The sequence below is a fragment of the Herbidospora solisilvae genome, assembly GCF_009901565.1.
GTDB lineage: Bacteria > Actinomycetota > Actinomycetes > Streptosporangiales > Streptosporangiaceae > Herbidospora > Herbidospora solisilvae.
This window is the reverse complement of sequence record NZ_WXEW01000010.1, coordinates 1-20,633: the sequence shown is the minus strand read 5'-3', so window position 1 is coordinate 20,633 and position 20,633 is coordinate 1. Positions and strand designations below refer to the sequence as shown.

Here is a 20,633-nt window from a genome sequence, read left to right as displayed (position 1 = left end):
TCCTGAACGAATTATTCCTCTCAACCCGGAACAAGCCCGGGTGATTCCCCGCTCAGCCGTAGTTCTTCAAGGCGGCCTCGACCGCGTCGGCCTCGCCCGGCAGCGCCCGGCCCCGGGCCAGCGCGGCGGCCCTCAGCCCGTCCACCAGGCCGTCGTCCGCCAGCAGCCGCAGCAGCGCCGACCGCAGCTCCCCGGCGTCGCCGGGCGTCACCAGCAGTCCCGCGTCGCCGGTCATCAGCGGCACACCCCCCACGGCGAAGCCCACGACGGGCACCCCCGCCCGCAGCGCCTCCTGGACGGTCAGCGGCTGTCCCTCCCAGCGGCTCGGCACCACCAGGGCGGTCGCGGCCTTCAGCAGCGCCGCCACGTCGTCGCGCGGGCCGAGCAGGGTCACCGGCAGGTTCTCGCGGGTCACCCGCTCCTGGAGGGCCTCGCGCAGCGGCCCCTCCCCGGCGACGGCGAAGACGACGTCCTCCGAATACGGCCCCGCCGCCGCGTCGAGCAGCACCTCCAGCCCCTTCTGCTGGGCCAGCCGCGCCACGGTCAGCAGCACCGTCCTGCCGCCGAACTCGGTGGTGGCGGGCAGGTCGGCCAGCGGCGGCGCGGGCACCACGGCCGGGGCGACGGCCCGTGCGCCGAGCGCCGTCATGCGCTCGCAGAGGTCGGGCGAGACGCCGAGGACCACGTCGGCCCGCCGGGCGACGACCCGTTCGAGGGTCGCGTAGACCGCGCCGATCGCGCCCCCGGCGGTGACCGCGTTGTGCAGCGTGACCACGAGGCGGCGCGGGCGGGCCAGCGCGGCCAGGGCGCCGGCGCGCAGGCCGTGGGCGTGCACGACGTCGGCCCTGATCCGGCGCAGGACGGCCACCGTCCGGGCGTCGTTGACGGGGTGGGGCCGGTCGGAGACCGGGACCTCGGCGAAGGTCTGGGTGAAACCGAACCGGCGCCGGGTCTCGGCCGGACCGGCGACGACCACCTCGTGTCCCCGGGCCTCGAAGCCGTCGGCGAGGGTGCGCACGTGGCGGCCCACTCCTCCGGCGCTGGTGCCGAGGGTCAGCAGGATCTTCACCGTCTGATCACTTCCCTGAGGTCGTCACGGTCGATCGCGGCCGCGACCGCGCCGCCGGAACCGGCCGCCACGATCCCGGCCAGGCCCGCCACCAGCACACTGCCCCACAGGCCGGGAGTGCCCATCAGCCAGACGACGGCCGAACCGGCCACCGCGCCCGTCACGCCGCCGCCGACCGAGGCGAACGCGGCCCGGCCGAGCCCGGCGAGGGGGCCGTAGGCGCGGCGGACCGCCAGGAGCAGCAGCACGCCCGCGGTGGTCATGCCGATCGTGCTGCCCAGGCCCAGCGCGCCGACCGCCCAGTCGGCGGGCAGGGTGAGCACCAGGGCGACCTGGGCGGCGATCACCACGAGCCAGCCGATCACCTGGTCACGGGCGGCGGGGCGGCCGTGACCTCCCGCGTACAGGACGCGGGACAGGTGGGCCGTCAGGCCGTAGCCGACCAGGCCGGGGGCGAACGCGACGATGCCCAGGGTGAGCTGGCCGGGCGGGACCTGCGACCTGGTCGTCAGGAAGACCTCGGCGACCGGCGCGGCGACGGCGGCCAGGGCGCCCGCCGCCAGGCCGGAGATGAGGATCACCGCGCGGGTGGTGCGGGCGGCCAGTTCCGCGAACCCCCGCCCGTCACCGGTCTCCCAGCGGGCCGACAACACGGGGAACGCGCTGGTCGCGATGGGGACCGCGAGGACGGCGTACGGGACCAGGTAGATCGCCCACGCGTAGTTGTAGGCGGCCAGCCGCCCCGCACCGCCCTCGTTGGCCAGCCGGACGACCACGGCCATCGCGGCCTGCTGGGCGAGCAGGGCGCTCAGCCCAGCCACCGCGAGCCGTCTGACCTGGGGCGCGACGCCGGGCGGGAAGCTGAGCACCGGCCGCCAGCGCAGGCCGAGCCGGGCGACCGGCCCCACCACGGTGAGCACGAGCGTGAGCACGCCGAGGGTGGTGCCGACCGACAGGACGAGCTCGGCCGCCCGGGGCAGCCCGGCGACCTCGATCGTGCCGCCGAGCGGGACGAACGCCAGATAGGCGGCGATGACGACGACGCTCGACACGAGCGGGGCCAGGGCGGGCCCGGCGAACCTCCGGTGGGCCTGGAGCACGCCGTAGAGGACGACCGCCAGACCGTACAGAAGAATTTGGGGCGCGAAGACGACCAGCATGCGGGCGGCGAGCACCACGACGTCGCCGCCGTCGCACCCGTCCATCGTGCCGGGCACGAAGAGCCACACGATGGGACCCGCGAACAGCGCGGCCAGCACGCTCAGCGGGACCAGCAGCACGACGACCCAGGTCAGCAGCCCCGACGCGATCCGGCCCGCGGTCTCGCGGTCGCCCCGCTCGGCCGCGCCCGCGAGCACCGGCACGACCATGCCCGCCAGCGCGCCCCCGGCCACGACCTCGAAGATCAGGTTGGGCACGGCGTTCGCCGTGAAATAGGCCGTCGACAGGCAGCCCGTGCCGACCGTCTTGGCGAACACGAGCTGCTTGGCGAAGCCGGTGACCCGCGCCGCGATCGTGATGACGCCGATGAGCAGGGCCGCGCGCGCGACCCCCCGGGCCGTCAAGGGGTGGGCCGGGTGACCTCGGCCGGAGGCGGCACCGGGCGGCGCCCGAGCATGTCGAGCCGGTTCAGCACCGGATTACCCGCGATGACCTTGGTGAACGACACCTTCTCCGAGGCGGCCGTCAGCGCCGCGACGGTGCCCAGCACGGCCAGCCGTCCCGGCCTCCCGAGCTGCTGCGCCGCCGCCAGACCCAGCAGCGCGCCGAGCGCGTTCGCGCCGGTGTCGCCGAGCATGGCGCGTTCGGCCAGGTCGTCGGGGAGCAGCGCCGCCGCCGCGCCGAGGGGCACGGCGGCCAGGGGGGACCCGGCGAGCGGCGCGCCGGCCAGCAGGCCGACCTTGATCGCCCGGCCGGGCCGCAGGTCGAACAGGTTGGCCAGGTTGGCCGACCCGGCGATCAGCAGGCCGTCGATGGCGATGTCGGCCACGTTCCGGCGGGTCAGCGCGGCGGCGGCGAGCCCGGTCGCGCCGATCCCGAGGATCTTCACCGCGCCGCTGGTGACCTGTCCCCGGCGCAGGGCGGACAGGTGGCCCTTGAAGCCCTTGGAGGCGCTGGTGCCGAACACGTCGTCGTAGGCGCCGAGCGCGCCGCATGCCAGGGAGGTCAGCACGCCGGCCGCCTTCACCTTGACGGGCAGACCGGGGGTGAGCGCCAGCGCGGCCCCGGCCCCGGCCGCGAAGGCCGGGCCTTCGAGCAGCGTGACGGGCTCGCCGCGATGGTTGACGCGGGCCCAGGTCTTCTCCTCGCCGAACGGCTGCTTCTTCGTGAAGGCCGTGTAGGCGACCCGCGCGGCGGCCGCGCCGAGCGCCGCCCCCGCCAGGGCGAGGAGCAGGGGACGTTGAGTCACGGCGGATCCTTCCGGGTCAGCCCGTGGACGAGGCCACGGGAGACGGAATCGCAGAGGGGGTGACGGACGGCGTGATCGCGGGCACGGCCGGGGCCGGCTCGAACGCGGTCGCGCCGCTGCCGATCCCGTAGGCGCCCGACTGCCCGCCGAGCTGCTCCCGGAGCGCGTCGACCACGACGATCCGCCCCGAGGGGAGGTCGAGGGTGTCGACGCTGGAGACCTGGGAGGTCTCCTCGCCCGAGTCGAGCAGCGCGGCGATGACGCCGCCGGTCGCCGAGGCGGCGGTGGTGCCGGTCATGACGGTACCGAGCCCGGCCTTGTCGAGGGCGCCGGACACCGAAACGATCGCCCCGTTCATCGTCTCGGCCGTCTCGCCCTCGTAGGGCAGCGCGGGCGCGACCACGATCGCCAGGGTGGCCCGGTCGGCCGGTTCGCCGGAGACCGCGATGAACCCGCCCTCCTGGAAGGCCGAGAGCACCGTCGAGGTGGCCGTGTTGACCGTGCCCGCCTGCGGGCGCATGTTCGTCACGAGCGCGGCGGCCAGCACGGTGCCCGCCTTGTCGTAGGGGGTGGCGCCTTCGGGGAAGGCCGCCCCGGCCGGGGCGAGCTGGGTGGCCAGCCCGTCGACGACCCCGGCCTGCTCGGGCTCCAGGAAGCCGTCGGTGAGCGACACCCGGCCCGTGTAGGTCGCGCCGGCCAGCTCCAGCACCTCGCGCAGCGGGTCGCGCAGCGCCGTGGGGGCGCCGGGGGCCTCGACGACCACGACCCGCTCGCCGGCCAGGTCGCGCTCGACCAGTTCGGCGGTGGCGGAGGAGACGAAGGTGTTGTTGCCGTCTTCGCGGGCCTGCTGCGCGGCCATCTCGGCCCGAAGGGTCAGGTTCTCCTTCTTCAACGTCTCGGCGGTCACCTGCGTCGACTCGATGATCGGGTCCTGGATGACGGTGCTGCCGAGCACGATGCCGACCGTCAGCGCCAGGAAGATCGCCACGATGGAGACGAGGTGATAGCGAAAATCGATCACGAGAAGAGTCCGACCACCCAGAAGATGAAGCCGTTCCAGACGTCCTGCGCCCCGTCGAGCCAGATCTTGCCGACCGGCGAGACGAACAGCACCACGCCGATCGTCACGATCGTGGTGGCCACCAGGAGAAGCAGCGACGCCGCGGAGATGCGGCTGCGATAGAGCCTGCTGACGCCTTTGGCGTCGATGAGCTTGCTGCCCAGCCGGAGCCGGGTGAGGAAGGTGCTGGCCATGCCCGCGCGCCCCTTGTCGAGGAACTCGACGAGCGTGGCGTGGGTGCCGACCGCGACGATGAGCGAGGCGCCCTTCTCGTCGGCCAGCAACATCGCGATGTCCTCGCTGGTGGCGGCGGCCGGGAAGACGACGGCGTCGCGCCCCAGCTTGCGCACCCGGTCGAGCCCGGGGGCCCGGCCGTCGGGATAGGCGTGCACGACGAGCTCGGCGCCGCCGCTCAGCGCCTCGTCGGAGACCGAGTCGAAGTCGCCGACGATGATGTCGGGCCGGTAACCGGCCTCCAGCAGCGCGTCGGCGCCGCCGTCGACCCCGATCATGACCGGCCGGTATTCGCGGATGTAGGGCCGCAGCGCGGCGATGTCTTCCTTGTAGTGGTAACCGCGCACCACGATCAGGGCGTGCCGCCCGTCGAGCTTGGTGCGGACGTCGGGCACGCCGACGCCGTCGATGAGCAGGTCGCGCTCGCGGCGGACGTACTCCATGGTGTTGACGGTGAACGCCTCGATCTGGACCGACAACCCCGCGCGGGCCTCGACCATCGCGGCCTCGACCGACTCGGCGGTCATCACCTCGCCCTTGCCGGCGATCTCGTCGTCGACGTAGACGACGCCGTCGGCGATCCGGACGGTGTCACCGTCACGGACCTTCTCGAACAGCTCCGGCGTCGCGTTGTCGACCAGGGTCACCCCGGCCTCGAGCAGGATCTGCGGCCCCAGGTTCGGGTAACGGCCGGAGACGCTCGCCGCGACGTTGACCACCACGGCCACGCCACACGCGACGAGGGCCTCCGCGCTGACCCGGTCGATGTCGACGTGATCGATGATCGCGACTTCCCCCGGGCGAAGGCGTTTGGTGAGCCTCTTGGTGCGCCGGTCGATCCGCGCCGTCGCAGTCACCCCGGGAAGGACACTGACCTTCCGGCGGCGGAGGCCTGGAACCCTGACGCTCGAGACCTTCATCGGGACCATCCTGCCAGAGGCGGCGACCATGAAGGCCCGACACCCCGGCACCCGCCAGCTTTGTCGCCACCCTGCCCTCATGCCGCCGTCCCCCATGTCGCCATCCGGCCTCGTCCGGGCACGATGCCCACCTCTGCCCAGAACACGAACCGATGTCACCCGTCGCGGGAGGCCTTTCCGGACGATCGGCCGCACACCCCCGCGCGACCGCCACCCGCGGTGACTCCAGCCTGGCCGACTTTCGCGAGATTCGCCGACAAGTTTCCGATATGTGATTAAGGCGGGGTGTGATTCCGCTCTCCCGCCGCCCGGCGCTGAGCTGCTCTTTCATTTCCGTTACGGCTCCGCCCACCCGGCACCGCCCGCCGTCATCCCACCGCACCGCATCCGGCGCCAAGCACCCGCCCAGGGGCCCGCCGCGACGACGGAGCCTCCACGTCAACCGCGGCCCATCACGACACGGATCGCGCCCGCGGACCATCGGGGGGCGCCGGATTGTGCGCGGGAACGTCAGCCGGCGGACTTCGCAGCGGCCGCCGTGGCCAGCAGTTCCTCGGCGTGGGCGCGGCCGAGCTCGGAGTCCTCCATGCCGGCCAGCATGCGGGCGAGCTCGCGCTTGCGGGCCTCGCGGTCGAGGGTCACCACGCCGCTGCGCACCACGCTGCCGTCGCTGTCCTTCTCAACCACCAGGTGCTGGTCGGCGAAGGCCGCCACCTGGGGCAGGTGGGTGACCACGATGACCTGGGCGGTGCGGGCCAGCTTGGCCAGCCGCCGCCCGATCTCCACGGCCGCCTTGCCGCCGACGCCCGCGTCGACCTCGTCGAAGACGAACGTCGGCACCGGGTCGGCACCGGCGAACACGACCTCGATGGCCAGCATGACGCGGCTGAGCTCGCCCCCCGACGCGCCCTTGTTCAGCGGCAGCGGCGGGGACGCCGGGTGGGGGGCCATGCGCAACTCGACCTCGTCGACCCCCGTCGGGCCGAAGTCGCCGCTCGAATCGATGACGACGGCGACCCGGGCGTGGGGCATGGCCAGCGCGGTCAGCTCCTCGGTCACCGCGGCCGCGAAGCGTTCGGCGGCGGCCTCGCGGATGCGGGTCAGCTCACCGGCCAGCTCGCCGAGCCGGGCGGTCAGCTCCTCGTGTTCGCGGGTCAGCTCGCCGATGCGGTCGTCGTCGCCGTCGAGCTCGCCGACGCGGACGGCCGCCCGCTCGGCCCAGGCCAGCACCTCGCCGACGTCGGCGCCGTATTTGCGGGTCAGCCCGTTGAGCTGGGAGCGGCGTTCGTGGACGATCGACAGGCGCTGGGGGTCGGCCTCGACCGACTCGGCGTAGGCGGCCAGCTCGGTCGCGACGTCGTTGAGCAGGTAGCCGGCCTCGGCCAGCCGCTCGGCCAGCCCGGCGAGCGCGGGGTCGTAGTCGCGGGCCGACTCGACGGCCGACCGCGCCTGCCCGATGAGCGACACCGCGTCGGGCGCCGCCTCCGGCCCCGACATCGGGTCGCCCAGCAGCGCGGTGTGGGCGGTCGTCGCGGCCGTGCGGAGGGTGTCGGCGTGGGTGAGGCGCTCGGCCTCCTCCTTCAGCTCGGCGTCTTCGCCGGGCAGGGGGGCGACCTTCTCGATCTCCTCCAGGCCGAACCGCAGCACGTCGGCCTCCTGCGCGCGTTCGCGGGCCCGGCCGGTCAGCTCGGCGAGCAGGTCGCCGACCTGCTTGTGGCGCTTGTAGGCCTGCTCGTAGGCGCGCAGCGGCTTGACCAGCTCGTCTCCGGCGTAGCGGTCGAGCGCGGCGCGCTGGCGGCCGGGCTGGAGCAGCCGCTGCTGGTCCATCTGCCCGTGGACGGCCACCAGGTCGTCGGCCAGGAACGTCAGCGTGCCGACCGGGACGGTGCGGCCGCCGAGCCAGGCCCGCGACCGGCCCTCGGAGGAGACGGTGCGGGAGATGATGAGCTCACCGCCGTCGACCTCGCCGCCGATGTCGAACACCTGCTGGGCGGCCCGGCCGGCCGGGTCGACGATGAGCGTGCCCTCGACGGTCGCCTTGTCGGCCCCCGGCCGGACCCGCGCGGGGTCGGCCCGGCCGCCGAACAGCAGCCCCAGGCCGGTCACCACCATGGTCTTGCCGGCGCCCGTCTCACCCGTGACAACGGTGAAACCGGGTGACAACTCGAGGACGGCCTCGTCGATGACACCCAGTCCCCGGATGCGGACCTCCTCGACCCTCGGCCGCACTGGTCCCTCCCGTTCAACGTCAATGTCGCAAGCGATCCTACGCGCAACTCGCCAAGATTTTCGAGTCGCTCAGACCTCAGGCGGGCCTGGCGCGGCCGCGCCATCCCTCCACCGGAAGGCCAAACTTGGCGACCAACCGGTCGGTGAACGGCACGCCCGTGGAGTCGACGCCGAGCATGCGCGCGAGGCGTACCGGATGGGTGCCCTTGCGGACCTCCACCCGCGCGCCCGGCGGCAGGTCGAAGCGGCGGCGGCCGTCGCACCACAACACGCCCGCGTGGGTCGTCGACAGCAGCTCGATCGCGATCGAGCTCGTCGGGGCCACCACGAGCGGCCGCGCGAACAGCGCGTGGGCGCTGTTGGGCACCACCAGCAGCGCCTCGACCTGAGGCCACACGACGGGCCCTCCGGCGGAGAACGCGTAGGCGGTCGACCCGGTCGACGTGGCGCAGATGACGCCGTCGCAGCCCCAGCGGGACAGCGGATGCCCGTCGATCTCCGCCACGACCTCCAGCATGCGGTCGCGCTTCTCCACCGACGCCTCGTTGAGCGCCCACGTGCGCGCCAGCACGGTGCCGTTGCGGACGGTCACGTCGAGGGTCATGCGCTCCTCGACCTCGAACCGCCCGTCGACGACCCGGTCGACGACGACGTGGAGGTCCTCCACCTCGGCCTCGGCGAGGAACCCGACGTGCCCGAGGTTGACGCCCAGCAGCGGCACGCCCGTGGGCCGGGAGATCTCGGCGGCCCGCAGGAGCGTTCCGTCGCCGCCCAGGACGATGATGATCTCGGCGCCGAAGGCGGCCCGCTCGTCGGCCGGCACGACCTCGACGCCCGACCGGGCCACCTCGTCGGCCTCGTCGGCCAGGACCCGGACCCTCAGCCCTTCCTTGAGCAGGCGGTCGATGACCAGCCGGGCGCTCTCGACGGCGGCGTCACGCCCGGTGTGCGTGGTGATCAGGACCGATCGGCTGTCACTCATCGTGGCCCCTCCTCGACGGCACGGGCGACGGCGGCGGCCACGTCGGCGACCGCCTCGTGACCGGAACCCTTCCCCAGCCGGATCAGGTATTCCACATTGCCCGAAGGACCCGGCAGCGGACTGGCCGTCACCCCCTTGACCGTGAGCCCCAGCCGCTCCGCCGCCGCCGCGGCGTCGCGCACCGCCTCGGCCCTCAGCTCCGGGTCGCGGACGACCCCTCCGGCCCCCACCCGTTCCTTCCCCACCTCGAACTGGGGCTTGACCAGCATGACCAGCTCCCCGCCCTCGGCCAGGCACGCGGTCAGCGCGGGCAGCACCAGCCGCAGCGAGATGAACGACAGGTCGCCGACGACGAGCGTGGGCGGCTCCCCGACCATCTCGGGGGTGAGGTCGCGGACGTTCACCCGCTCCATCACGGTGACCCGCTCGTCGGTCCGCAGCGACCAGGCGAGTTGCCCATAGCCGACGTCGACCGCCAGCACGTGGGCGGCCCCGCGCCGCAGCAGCACGTCGGTGAACCCGCCGGTCGACGCCCCCGCGTCGAGGCAGCGCCGCCCCGTGACGTCGAGGTCGGCGAAGACGTCGAGGGCGCCGATGAGCTTGTGCGCCCCCCGGGAGACGTAGTCGGGCCCCTCAGGGGCCTCGGCGACCACGATCGGGGCGGCGGTGTCGACCTGCGTGGCCGCTTTGGAGGCGGGCCGGCCACCGATGGTGACCCGGCCCGCCTCGATGAGCTGGGCGGCCTGCTCCCGCGAGCGGGCCAGCTTGCGCCGCACCAGCTCACTGTCGAGACGGCGGCGCTGACTCAACGGTCACCCCTGGCGAGGGACGTGGTGGGGGGATTATCGATCACGGGCGGTCGTCCACAGCGGCAAGGGTCTCCTCCAACGTGCCGAGCACCTGCTCGTACACCTCCACATGAGCCGCCACCGGCGCCTCCGCGAGCCGTTCGACGGCGGCACGGACCGCCGCCTCCGGATCGGCCTCGGCGCCGGGCGGTCGGGTGCCGGCCGGGACAACGGCCGGCACCACGTTGATTGTCGGGGTCGCCATGACATCAGCCGGCGAACCGGCATCTGCGGACACAGCGGCCTGCACCGGCACGACGGCTTCCCCACCGCCGGCCGAGTTCATCTCGGTCATGCGCCCCCTCCGGTGTCAGATACGCGGCCCTTGCCCGAAACGCCTCACGAGGCACCCGAAACAAGGCTCCCGAACACGGGCCTCAGACGCTCCGCCGCCTTGACGGTAGCGGACCGGGCCGACGACGTCGCCCGCCGCCCACCCGGCGGCGCTACGACTTCTTGCCGGCCTTCTTGCCCGGCTTCTTGGCGAGCGCCTTCTTCGCGGACTTCTTCCCGCCCTTGCCGGGCGCGGTCGAGGCCGGCGCCTTGGCCGCCACGACGCTCGCCGCGTGCGAGGCCGCCCGGGAGACGGCGTGCGCCGGCGTGCGCGCCGTCCCGACGGCGTGCGCCATGCGCGCGGCCATCTTCTCGGCCCGCGCGCCCCGGGTGGAACCGGTGGCCTTGACGATCCGCGCGGCGGCCTTCTCGGCCGTCGCGATCCGGTTCCCGGCGGCGGACGCGCTCTTGCGAGCGGCCGTGGTACGAGTGGCGGCGGACCCCTTGCGAGCGGCCGAGGCCTTGCGCACCGAACCGGCCGAGGCGGACCGGGAGGCCGACGCCTTACCCGCGGAACCGGACGCCTTACGCGCGGAACCCGCCGACGCGGAAGCCGACGACCTGCGCGCGGAACCCGTAGACGCGGAAGCCGACGACCGGCGAGCCGAGCCGGCCGACGTCTTGGCGGAACCGGCCGTCCGGGAGACCGACGCCCGACGGACCGAACCCGTCGCCGACGCACCCGAACGGGACGACGACGCCCTGCGCGCGGACGTGGATCCGGACGCCGTCCGCGACGACGCCGCGGCGCCGTTGAGACCGGCCCTGGACCGCGACGCGGCGGTGCGGGCGGTCGTGGCCTTCCGCGCCGTCCCGGAGCGGGCCGCCGACGTCCGGCGGGCCGGAGACCCCGAGGCGGCCGCCTTGGCCGTCCGCTTGGCCGCCGATGACTTCGCGCCGGTCGTCTTCTTGGCGCTCGACGCGGCCTTGCCGGTGATGGCCGAGATGGTCCGGTCGGCCTTGGCCGCCATCCCGGACACCCGGGCCGACACCCCCCGGGACGTCCGCGCCGAGGCCGCCTTCGCGCGGGTGGACGTGCGCGAGCGCGACCCGTTGGCCCGGTTGGCCGGTTTCAGACGTCCCTCCAGCTCGCGGACCTGCGACCGCAGCCGGTCGACCTCGTCCTTGCGCGCGAGGTCGAACGCCCCGAGCACCTGGTCGGCCCCTGACCGGACGTACTCCTGGATCCCCTTCGACGACCGCGCCGACCGGGACGACGACCGGGACGACCGCCGCGACTTCGCGGACCGCGACGAGTCCGTGTCGAGCAGGTCGATGACGGCGGCGCGAGCGTTGCTCGTGGCCGTCTCGGTGAGCGACGTGGCCATCTGTACGATGCCACGCAGCGTATGGAACACCATGCGAACCCCCTTGTCACCTGACACGCCCCCACGTGTCAGATTTCGCGTAGTACTCAGGTTGAACGCTACCGTCCGTTGGTAGATGGGCATTTGACCGGTCCTGGCTTAAGGGGGATGACGCATGGCGACGATCGAAGAATGCCGTGCCGCATTGGACAAATTGGGCGAGCAGTTCCACGAGATCAGCGACGAGGACCGCGCCAAACATGTCGTCGAGCGCCGGCTCCAATGCCGCATCTCCGACCTGAACGTCACCTTCTACGGCCGCATTCACCGCGAAGGCCTCGACCCCTTCACCGAGATCCCCCCGGCCGACGGCCGTCCGGCCGAAGTGAAACTCACCCTGGGCAGCGAAGACCTCATCGCCCTCGTCAACGGCGAACTCGACATGGCCCGAGCCCTTTTCGGCGGCAGAGTCAAAATCGACGCGAGCCTGGGCGACCTCCTCCGCCTCCGCCGCCTCCTCTGAACCCCCGTTCGACCTCACCTCCGAACGCCCGATGCGGTGGTCCGCGATACGGCCCAAACCACCGCACCGACGACCGGTCCGCGACAACCCGCACGAGACGCCGGTCACGAAACCGCCCCACCTGGCTGGAGACCTCCCGCCCCCTCGTTCACGAATGGTCCGCGACACAGCCCAGGACACCTCACCGACGACCGGTCCCCAACACCCTGGACAGGCACCGGTCACGAAAGCGCCGCAACACAGCTCTCCCGCCTGGTTGGAGACCCTCCGCCCTCTCGATCCCGACTGAACAACGGCCCCGTCACGCGAGGGCCGTGACGACAACGCGTGGAATTCACATCGCGGCCCGCCGCTGAACAGACCCTCCAAGAGAACCGTCACCCTGCTCCGAAGTGCACACGTCGGAAACCAGCCGGCCTGCGCAGCCGACCGAACAACGCCTCGCCACCAAGCAACACATGACGGCCAGACCCCAAGAGGACGGGCCGGGTGGCATCACGTAATCGGTGCACCTGGACCTTGCAAGCACTATGTACTCGATGCTCCTGCACCACGTGGCCAAAGCCGGGCCGGGCTTCGCGATGACCAGCGGCGTCTTCACCACCGACGGGTTGTCGGGCCCGATCAGCGCCGAGCGGACCCGCTGCCGCAGCAGCGTCAGCCGGGCGAACGCCGGCCATGACACCGCAGGCCCCGCCGCACCTCCAGCGGCGGATCCGAGCTACACGTGGCCGGTCGCCGCAGCCGGCCCTGCGCCATCCACGCTGCTCCTCTGACGCCTCCAGTCCCCACTGACCGCCAGGACAAGGCGCCAAGGACTCCCGAATTCCGCCGTCGCTTCCATTCAGTTCTCGTAACTCGAACTCCGTGCCTCACGCATTCTGATCACCATGTGGCGACAGGCCCTTCGGAAAGGTTTGAAGTCCCGAAGGCCACAACGAAACGGATCCGGCTTTGGAGAGAGACCATTCGCAGCCGCCCGCACGGCAGCCACGTTAGGCCACCGCGCGAACGCGATGTCTCACACTGAATCCCAGCCCGAGCAACTCCGCCAATACGACGCCATTCCCGCACCCGCTAACACAACCGACCCGACTCAGCGCATCAACAAGCCACAAGAAAGCACCACAAGCCGAGAAGTCGCCCTCCCGCCCGGCAAGCAAGCGCGGCCCAAGCCCTCAGCAGACGCTGTTCCGGCAAACCGACGGGCACCCCGGCAAAGGGCGGCCCCCTCATCACCACGGCCACCCGCGAAGAAACTCGGGGAACGACATCCTGCTGCGGGGCGCCGACCGCTCCGGCAGCGGCAAGGCGACGCTGCTCGACCGGTCGGACAACCCGACGCGAGGCTCTAGCCGAAGGCCCGAAGCGCCGGCTTGACGGCGTCCTCCTCCGCTCTCCCGTCCCCCACGCCGGCCCACGTGGCAGCGCAAGCCGCCCGCAAGGCGTCGATCGACTCCCCGCTCCCGGACAGCCGCAACCGCCCGCCATCCCACGAGGCCACCCATCCACCGCACGCGAACCCGTCTTGAGTGGCGCGCGCGGAAGCGGCGGGCTGATGCAACCCGGACAGATCGGCCGACACGTGGGTGGGCCGATGGACCGGCTCGGCCGTCAGCAGGTCGAGCGGCGTGGCCACCCCCGTCAGCACCAGCAGACTGTCGACCCCGGCCCGGTTGGCGCCCTCGATGTCGGTGTCGAGCCGATCGCCCACGATCAACGGCCGTTGCGCCTCGGTGCGGATCATCGACTCCCGATGCAGGGGAGGCTCCGGTTTCCCTGCCACCACCGGACTCACCCCCGTGGCGGTCTGAATGACCTTCAGCATCGACCCGTTCCCGGGCATTTCGCCCCGATCGGTCGGCATCGTGCTGTCGTGGTTGGCCCCCACGAACCAGGCCCCGCCCCGCACCGCCAGCGTCCCCTCGCTGAGCAGCCCGTAGGAGAGCCCGTCCCAGATGCCCTGGACGACCGCCGCCGGACCCTCCAGCGCGGTCGTCACCGGCCGCAGGCCATGAGCACGCAGGGCCGACCGCAGTCCCATCCCGCCCACGACGAGCACGGCCGACCCGGCGGGCACGTGTTCGGCCACCAGGCGGGCGGCGGCCTGCGCGGAGGTCACCACGTCGTCGGGCGACGCGGGCACCCCCAGGTGGGTCAGGTGTTCGGCGATCGCGGCCGGGGTGCGGGAGGCGTTGTTCGTGACGTAGGCCAGGCGTACGCCCCGCTCCCGGGCCAGGGCCAGCGCCTCCGGTGCGCCCGGGACGGCGTGCCGTCCCAGGTAGACCACACCGTCGAGGTCGAGGAGCAGGGTGTCGTACGCGTCGAGCAGGTGGTTCACGCGCGCCTCGCGCGCAGGGTCGCCCGGATCTGGGTGAGGGCGGAGACGTAGTGTCGTTCGTCGGGACGCATCGCGACAGCGACGGCCAGGGGTTCCTGGGCGCCTTCGATGTCGCCGGTTCGCCAAAGTGCCATACCGAGACCGTAGTAGGCGTAGTCTTCGGCCGGGTTCGCGTCCACGATCCAGCGGAAGCTGGTGGCCGCCTCCTCGTACCGGCGTGAGTTGAACTGGGCCCGAGCCAGGCCCTCGCGGATGCTCCGAGCATCGGGTTCGGCGTCGGCCGCGCGCTCCAGGAGCGCCGCGGCGGCAGCGGGGCTGCCCTCCTGGAGGAGCTTCATGCCGCGCTGGTACCACTCGTATACGTCGCCCGACGGGCTGCCGGACGTATCGCCCACTCCATTCTGATCATGCCGTGTCACGCAATGGCCTCCTGCTTCCGATTTCGGTTCCAACCGGGCACCGCGGCAGTGGGGAGTCCGGGCCTTTATGGCAGCATGCCCGATATGGAGAGATCTGAACGGGCGGGACTGGTGCTGCGCCCGTTCCGTGGCGTGCGCTACACGGCCGACGATCTGAGCGCTCTGACCTCGCCGCCCTACGACCTCATCTCCCCCGCCGAGGCCCGGCGGCTCGCTGACGCCCATCCGAACAACGTGGTCCGCCTGATCCTTCCCGGCCCCGGCCACTACACCGAGGCCCGCCACACCTTGGCCGCGTGGCTCAGCGAGGGAATCCTGGCCGCCGACGAACAACCCGCTCTTTATGTGTACGAACAGAGCGGCCCCACCTTCGTCCAGCGCGGCCTGATCGGCGCCGTGGGCGTCGGCTCCGACGCCGTCCTCCCTCACGAGAACGTCATGCCCGGCCCCGTGGCAGACCGCCTGGCCCTCATGCGCACCACCGAGGCCAACCTCGAACCCATCTTCCTCCTGTACGCCGGCGGCGGCCCCGCCACCGCCCTCGTCGAGGAGACGGCCGCGACCAGACCCCCTCTGGTGGACGTCAACCTGAGCGAACACACCAGGCACCGCCTCTGGGCGATCACTGACCCCGGCGCCCTCGACAAGATCGCCGAAGACCTGGCCGACCACCACGCCATGATCGCCGACGGCCACCACCGCTACGCCACCTACCAGGAGCTCCAGGCCGAACACGACGCACCCGGCCCCTGGGACGGCGGCCTCGCCTACCTGGTCGACTCGACGGCCTACCCTCCGGACCTCAAGGCGATCCACCGCGTGATCCCCGGCCTGCCCCTGAGTGAGGCCGTCGCCCGTGCCAAGGGCTCCTGGCAGGTCACCGACCACCCCCGCCTGGACGAGGCCCTCGCCGCCCTGGCCGACGCGGACTCCCCCGCCTATGTCATCACCGCAGGCCAGACGGCCCACCTCCTGACCCACCCCGACCCCCTCCAGCTGAACCTGGCCATGCCGAAAGAGCGTTCGCCCCGCTGGCGCTCCCTGGTCACAGCCGTCCTGAACGAGTTCCTCCTCCCGAAGGTGTGGGGCATCGAGGACGACGAGCAGAACGTCCAGATCGTCCACCACGACCACACCACCGCCGTCCGCCTGGCCGGCGAGTCCAACGGCACGGCGGTCCTGATGCGCCCCCTGGACGCGTCGGACGTCTTCGCCGTGGCCGAAGAGGGCGAACGAGTGCCCAGAAAGTCGACTTCGTTCAGCCCGAAACCGGCCACCGGCCTGGTCCTGAGAACCTTCGCCACCGGCTGACCAGCCCGCGGGAGCCGCTCACGGACGACCCGCCGGGCGGCTTCCCTTCATCGGCAAACCACTTCCCGGAAACGCCCCGCGGCCATCCGACGGGCGACTTCGCTTCGCCCGCAGCTGACCATGGCAAGGAAACCGCTCCGCAGGCCCGGCCAGCGAGCGAAGTCGCTCCGCGATCCGGTAGGCGACCCCCAGCCGACGAACCGAACTTGTGAACCGAACTGGCGAGCGGAGCTCGTAAGGATACGCAGGCCAGAAGGGCTCGCCACACCTCAGCGGCAGCATCGAATCGCCCGGCCACCCCAACCCGCCGTCGGCCTCACCCCGGCGGGGTCTCCTCATCCCCCGTACTGGCGCGATGGGCCAAGCGCACCGAGCGGGCCTCGACCTCGAAGGCGCTCCCTCCGCGCCACCAGCGGCGGCGTAGCGCGCCCTGGACCTCCACCACGTCGTCGACGGTCAGGCCCATCAGGGAGTCGCGGACCATCGGGTCGTAGGTCACGCATTCGATGGCGTCGGCGCGGCCCTTCTCGTTGTCGGGTGTGTGGCGGCGGACGGCCAGGCGCCATTGGGTCAGTTCGGTGCCGCTGGGCAGCCGGCGGGCCTCCGGGGCCTTGGACAGACGGCCGACCAGGATGACCTCGTTGTGGTGGGCGGGCGCGCTCACCATTTGATCAACTGACATGTGATCCCCTTCTCTCGGGCACCACTGTCGGTGACTATGCTGCTGGACCGGCTGTTCGAGTCCCGTTCTGTGAGAACCCGTTCTCGCTCTGAGGTGAGCTGTGGAAAACGTGACCCCGCTCGGCGGAGACGTGTACGAAATCGACACGAGGCTGGCCGGATATGCCGGAATCACCGCCGGATATCTGATCCTTGGCGATCGACCATGCCTGGTGGAGACGGGTACGTCGACCTCGGCGCCGGTCGTCCGCGACGCGTTGGACTCACTCGGAGTCGGAGCCGGTGATCTCGCGACGGTCGTCGTGACGCACATCCATCTCGACCACGCGGGCGGGGTGGGCGACATCGCCGGAATGTTCCCGGCTGCGGAGATCGTCGTACACGAGAAAGGGGCCCGGCATCTGGCCGATCCGTCCCGGTTGATGTCCAGTGCCCGGATGGTCTGGGGTGAGCGGCTCGACACCCTCTTCGGCATGCTGAAACCGACCGACGCGGCCCGGATCCGGGCGCTCGGCGACACCGGGGCCATCGACCTTGGCAACGGCAGGCGGCTGACCAGCCATTATTCGCCCGGTCACGCGAAGCACCACGTCGGGCTGGTCGACTCGCTGACGGGTGATCTGTACGTCGGGGACGCCGCCGGGGTGTACATCCCGGACACCGGGGACGTCCGACCGTCCACGCCTCCGCCGGATTTCGACCTCGAGACGGCGTTGGCGTCGATCGCCCTCTTCGAAGCGCTCGGGCCGCAGCGGCTGCTGTTCAGCCACTACGGCCCGGTCGACGACGTCGGATCGGTTCTGGAGCGATCCGCCGAGGAACTCCTGATCTGGGTCGATCTGGCCAAGCAGGCCAAGGGCGAGCTGCTCGACCTCGACCACGCCGTGGCGATGGTCGACCAGCGCACCCGTGACCGTTATGCCCGGCCCGCTCCCGGCGACAAGGCCGCTGAGCACATCGAGATGCTCAGCGGCACCGAGCCGAACCTGACGGGCATCATGCACTGGCTCGACCGCCCGAAGACCTGATCAGGCCTCCGGCTTGTCCGCCGGACCGTCGAGGACGTCGCCGTAGTCCGGTTCGATGAACGCCGGACCGAACCCGGCCTCCTCGGCCGGCTTGTCGCCCCCGGCCTTCACCGGGGCGGCGGCCTGCTTCCCGGCGGGTTCCTCGTCGAGGTCCTCGTCGTCGTCGAAGTCGTCATCCTCGTCGGCGGAGGCGTTCTCCGGGGACTCCTCGTCGAGATCGTCGTCCTCATCGGAGTCGTCCTCGGCCGAGGCGGTCTCGGGGGACTCCTCGTCGAGATCGTCGTCGTCCGAGGCGTCGTCGGCGAAGTCGTCGTCGAAGTCGCCCTCGTCTTCCTCGATGTCTTCGATCACCGCGCCGGTCAGTTCGGCGTAGCGCTCGGCCGCGTCGGTCTCGCCGTCCTCGTCGAAGGAGGCGGCCCGGCCGAACCAGTCGGCGGCGGCGCTCGCGTGGCCGGCCGCCGCGAGGGCGTCGGCGTAGGCGAAGGCCAGGCGGGCCGACCACTCGCGGGGCTGCGGGTCGCGCAGTTCCGTCAGGCGCTGGAGGGTCACGACGGCCGCGTCGAGCTGGCCCAGGTCGCGCCGGGCGCCCGACTCGACGATGGCCAGTTCGATCTTGCCCGCCCGGTCGAGCTTCTCGGCCTCCTTGGACTTGACCAGGTCGAGCGCACGCTCCGGCCGGCCCATGCCGCGCTCGCAGTCGGCCATGATCGGGAGGAACGCCTCAGATCCGGTCATCCGCCGGGCGGCCCGCAGGTCGCTGAGCGCCTCGGCGTACTGCCCCGCGTGGTAGGCGGCGATGCCCACCGCCTCCCGGACCACGCCGATGCGTCCGGCGAACCGGCGCGCGACCTTGGCGTGCTCGTAGGCCTTCTCGGCGTCCTCGGCCGCCAGGGCGCGCGTCGCCGCGACCAGGTGCTTGGCCACCAGCTCGGCCAGGTCACCCGGCAGCGACTTCAGCTCGCCACGGGCCTCGCGGTCGAGCTCCTCCGCGGTGATGTCCGCCTCGAGCTCGGGCAGCACCTCGCGCTCGCGCTGCGGCTCGTCCTCCCGCCCATAGCGGGTACGGCTACCTCCCCGGTCGTCACCGAACGACCGCTGCGGCCGGTCACCACCGTCCTGGAAGCTGCGGCGCGGCCGGTCGTCCCGGTCGCCGGAGGGCCGGCGGTCACGGTCCTGGAAAGGCCGCTGCGGACGGTCGCCGCGGTCCTGGAACGACCGCTGGGGCCGGTCGTCCCGGTTCTGGTACGACCGCTGCGGGCGGTCGCCACCCCGGAACCGATCCCGGTCACCGTAAACAGGGCGCTCGTCACGGTTCTGGGAACCCCGCCGGTCGTCACGGTCGCCGAACGACCGCTGCGGCCGGTCATCCCGGTTCTGGTACGACCGCTGCGGGCGATCGTCACCGAACGACCGACGCGGCCGGTCGTCACGGTCTCCGTAGGACCGCTGGGGACGGTCGCCCCGGTCCTGGAACGGCCGGGACTGCCGGTCGTCACGATCACCGTAGGACCGCTGCGGCCGCTCACCACGATCCTGGAAAGGCCGCTGGGGCCGGTCGCCCCGGTCCTGGAAACCACGACGGTCATCGCGGTCCTGGTAGGGACGCTGCGGACGGTCGCCACGATCATTGAAGGACCTCTGGGGACGGTCACCCCGGTCCTGGAACGACCGCTGCGGGCGGTCACCCCGGTCCTGGAAGGGACGCTGGGGTCGGTCGCCACGGTCACCGAAGGACCGCTGCGGGCGGTCATCCCGGTCGCCATACGACCGCTGCGGACGGTCACCACGGTCATTGAAGGACCGCTGGGGACGGTCGCCACGGTCCTGGTAGGGACGCTGCGGCCGCTCACCGCGATCACCGAAGGACCTCTGCGGCCGGTCACCACGATCGTTGAAGGACCGCTGGGGACGATCGCCACGGTCACTGAAAGGCCGCTGGGGACGGTCACCACGGTCGCCGAACGAGCGCTGGGGACGGTCACCACGGTCCTGGAAGGGACGCTGGGGGCGGTCACCCCGATCGTTGAACGACCTCTGGGGACGGTCGCCGCGATCACCGAAAGACCGCTGCGGACGGTCGCCACGGTCACTGAAGGGCCGCTGGGGGCGGTCACCACGGTCGCCGAACGAGCGCTGCGGACGGTCGCCACGGTCACCGCGGTCGTTGAAAGGCCGCTGGGGGCGGTCGCCACGGTCGCCGAACGAGCGCTGCGGGCGGTCGCCACGGTCGCCACGGTCGTTGAAGGGGCGCTGGGGGCGGTCGTCGCGGTTCTGGAAGCCCCGCCGGTCGTCGCGGTCGCCGTAGGAGCGCTGGGGGCGGTCGTCGCGGTCGCCGGACGACCGCGGGGGGCGGGAGTCGCGTACTCCGTAGCGGCCGCCGAAGCCACCGCCGCCGCGGACCTCGTCGCGGTCGCGGTAGCCGCCGCGGCTGTTCGCGCGGAAGGGGCGGTTGCCCCGGTCGTTCGGGCCGTCTACCTGGCCACCTCTGCCGTCGGCACCGCCGCGGCCATACCTGTCGCCGTCCCGGCCGCCGGCCGGTCGGTCGTTTCGCTCATCGCCACGGCCCGCGCCGTCACGCCCGTCTTCTCTGTTCACTTTGATCCTCTGTTGCTCCACCGCGTACGGATCTACGTCTCTGGCTGCGAGGCGGGTGCGCGGTATGGGCACTGTTAGGGGTCGCGTATTCCTCTGACGCGACGAAGGCCACCCGTTCGTCAGGGTGGCCCGGCTACGCCAGCCTAGCAAGTCTTCGCAGGTGATGCGGACCTGCCCGGAAATGACGAAAGCCCGACCAGTACTGGTCGGGCTTTCGTATAAAGATTGTCCGGCGGTGTCCTACTCTCCCACACCGTCCCCGGTGCAGTACCATCGGCGCTGGAGGGCTTAACTTCCGGGTTCGGAATGTAACCGGGTGTTTCCCCTCCGCCATAACCGCCGT

The 20,633-nt window shown here is 72.0% G+C and carries 19 protein-coding genes and 1 rRNA gene; 5 read left to right on the top strand and 15 right to left on the bottom strand.

Annotated elements, in window-relative coordinates; translation table 11 throughout:
* Positions 1-52: 52 nt before the first annotated feature.
* The 10 genes from GT755_RS30670 to GT755_RS30625 all read right to left on the bottom strand — a co-directional run bounded on the left by GT755_RS30670 (position 53) and on the right by GT755_RS30625 (position 11,446).
* Positions 53-1,069, bottom strand: a complete 1,017-nt coding sequence (locus GT755_RS30670; protein ID WP_161483078.1) for a glycosyltransferase family 4 protein — start codon at positions 1,067-1,069, stop codon at positions 53-55.
* On the bottom strand, positions 1,066-2,634 hold the full coding sequence (murJ, locus tag GT755_RS30665; RefSeq protein ID WP_161483077.1) for a murein biosynthesis integral membrane protein MurJ: 1,569 nt from the start codon (positions 2,632-2,634) through the stop codon (positions 1,066-1,068). The genes GT755_RS30670 and murJ overlap by 4 nt, the downstream gene beginning before the upstream one ends.
* Positions 2,631-3,479, bottom strand: coding sequence for a hypothetical protein (locus tag GT755_RS30660; RefSeq protein WP_161483076.1), 849 nt, complete (start codon positions 3,477-3,479; stop codon positions 2,631-2,633). The genes murJ and GT755_RS30660 overlap by 4 nt, the downstream gene beginning before the upstream one ends.
* A 16-nt stretch (positions 3,480-3,495) precedes the next feature.
* A complete protein-coding gene (locus GT755_RS30655) occupies positions 3,496-4,500 on the bottom strand; it encodes a copper transporter (RefSeq protein WP_161483075.1) in 1,005 nt (334 codons plus the stop codon).
* On the bottom strand, positions 4,497-5,702 hold the full coding sequence (gene steA / locus GT755_RS30650; RefSeq protein ID WP_407929440.1) for a putative cytokinetic ring protein SteA: 1,206 nt from the start codon (positions 5,700-5,702) through the stop codon (positions 4,497-4,499). The genes GT755_RS30655 and steA overlap by 4 nt, the downstream gene beginning before the upstream one ends.
* A 501-nt stretch (positions 5,703-6,203) precedes the next feature.
* Complete coding sequence (gene recN / locus GT755_RS30645) at positions 6,204-7,922, bottom strand: DNA repair protein RecN (protein ID WP_161483073.1); 1,719 nt, start codon at positions 7,920-7,922, stop codon at positions 6,204-6,206.
* A gap of 76 nt (positions 7,923-7,998) precedes the next feature.
* Positions 7,999-8,904 (bottom strand): NAD kinase, encoded by a 906-nt coding sequence (locus GT755_RS30640; RefSeq protein ID WP_161483072.1) that lies wholly within the window; start codon positions 8,902-8,904, stop codon positions 7,999-8,001.
* Entirely contained in the window at positions 8,901-9,713 is an 813-nt protein-coding gene (locus GT755_RS30635) for a TlyA family RNA methyltransferase (RefSeq protein ID WP_161483071.1), read from the bottom strand. Before GT755_RS30635 ends, GT755_RS30640 begins: the two co-directional genes overlap by 4 nt.
* 40 nt (positions 9,714-9,753) lie before the next feature.
* The gene (locus GT755_RS30630; RefSeq protein ID WP_161483070.1) at positions 9,754-10,047 is read right to left on the bottom strand and encodes a hypothetical protein; all 294 of its coding nucleotides are present in this window, start codon (positions 10,045-10,047) and stop codon (positions 9,754-9,756) included.
* A gap of 151 nt (positions 10,048-10,198) precedes the next feature.
* Entirely contained in the window at positions 10,199-11,446 is a 1,248-nt protein-coding gene (locus GT755_RS30625; protein WP_161483069.1) for a hypothetical protein, read from the bottom strand.
* 121 nt (positions 11,447-11,567) lie between these two features.
* On the opposite strand from GT755_RS30625, the gene GT755_RS30620 reads away from it, so the two are divergent.
* Both GT755_RS30620 and GT755_RS30615 read left to right on the top strand, forming a co-directional pair.
* The gene (locus GT755_RS30620; protein ID WP_161483068.1) at positions 11,568-11,915 is read left to right on the top strand and encodes an SCP2 sterol-binding domain-containing protein; all 348 of its coding nucleotides are present in this window, start codon (positions 11,568-11,570) and stop codon (positions 11,913-11,915) included.
* 539 nt (positions 11,916-12,454) lie between these two features.
* A complete protein-coding gene (locus tag GT755_RS30615; RefSeq protein WP_161483067.1) occupies positions 12,455-12,691 on the top strand; it encodes a hypothetical protein in 237 nt (78 codons plus the stop codon).
* A 575-nt stretch (positions 12,692-13,266) separates the two neighbouring features.
* On the opposite strand, the gene GT755_RS30610 is transcribed toward GT755_RS30615, so the two are convergent.
* Positions 13,267-14,256: an HAD-IIA family hydrolase gene (locus GT755_RS30610; RefSeq protein WP_161483066.1), complete on the bottom strand. Its 990-nt coding sequence runs from the start codon at positions 14,254-14,256 to the stop codon at positions 13,267-13,269.
* Positions 14,253-14,594, bottom strand: coding sequence for a tetratricopeptide repeat protein (locus GT755_RS30605; RefSeq protein WP_156045452.1), 342 nt, complete (start codon positions 14,592-14,594; stop codon positions 14,253-14,255). The genes GT755_RS30610 and GT755_RS30605 overlap by 4 nt, the downstream gene beginning before the upstream one ends.
* Positions 14,595-14,759: 165 nt before the next feature.
* On the opposite strand from GT755_RS30605, the gene GT755_RS30600 reads away from it, so the two are divergent.
* The gene (locus GT755_RS30600) at positions 14,760-15,986 is read left to right on the top strand and encodes a DUF1015 family protein (protein WP_235967799.1); all 1,227 of its coding nucleotides are present in this window, start codon (positions 14,760-14,762) and stop codon (positions 15,984-15,986) included.
* A gap of 316 nt (positions 15,987-16,302) precedes the next feature.
* Here the strand turns inward: GT755_RS30600 and GT755_RS30595 are convergent, their stop codons facing one another.
* Complete coding sequence (locus GT755_RS30595; protein ID WP_161483064.1) at positions 16,303-16,668, bottom strand: single-stranded DNA-binding protein; 366 nt, start codon at positions 16,666-16,668, stop codon at positions 16,303-16,305.
* A gap of 100 nt (positions 16,669-16,768) precedes the next feature.
* Between GT755_RS30595 and GT755_RS30590 the strand changes: the two genes are divergently transcribed.
* A complete protein-coding gene (locus tag GT755_RS30590; protein ID WP_161483063.1) occupies positions 16,769-17,695 on the top strand; it encodes an MBL fold metallo-hydrolase in 927 nt (308 codons plus the stop codon).
* Here GT755_RS30590 and GT755_RS30585 read toward each other — a convergent pair whose 3' ends face one another.
* Complete coding sequence (locus GT755_RS30585) at positions 17,696-18,715, bottom strand: tetratricopeptide repeat protein (RefSeq protein WP_328794576.1); 1,020 nt, start codon at positions 18,713-18,715, stop codon at positions 17,696-17,698.
* On the opposite strand from GT755_RS30585, the gene GT755_RS30580 reads away from it, so the two are divergent.
* A complete protein-coding gene (locus GT755_RS30580; protein WP_161483062.1) occupies positions 18,608-20,368 on the top strand; it encodes a hypothetical protein in 1,761 nt (586 codons plus the stop codon). The two genes, GT755_RS30585 and GT755_RS30580, sit on opposite strands and share 108 nt — an antisense overlap.
* Before the next feature lie 149 nt (positions 20,369-20,517).
* On the opposite strand, the gene rrf is transcribed toward GT755_RS30580, so the two are convergent.
* Positions 20,518-20,633, bottom strand: a 5S ribosomal RNA gene (rrf, locus tag GT755_RS30575).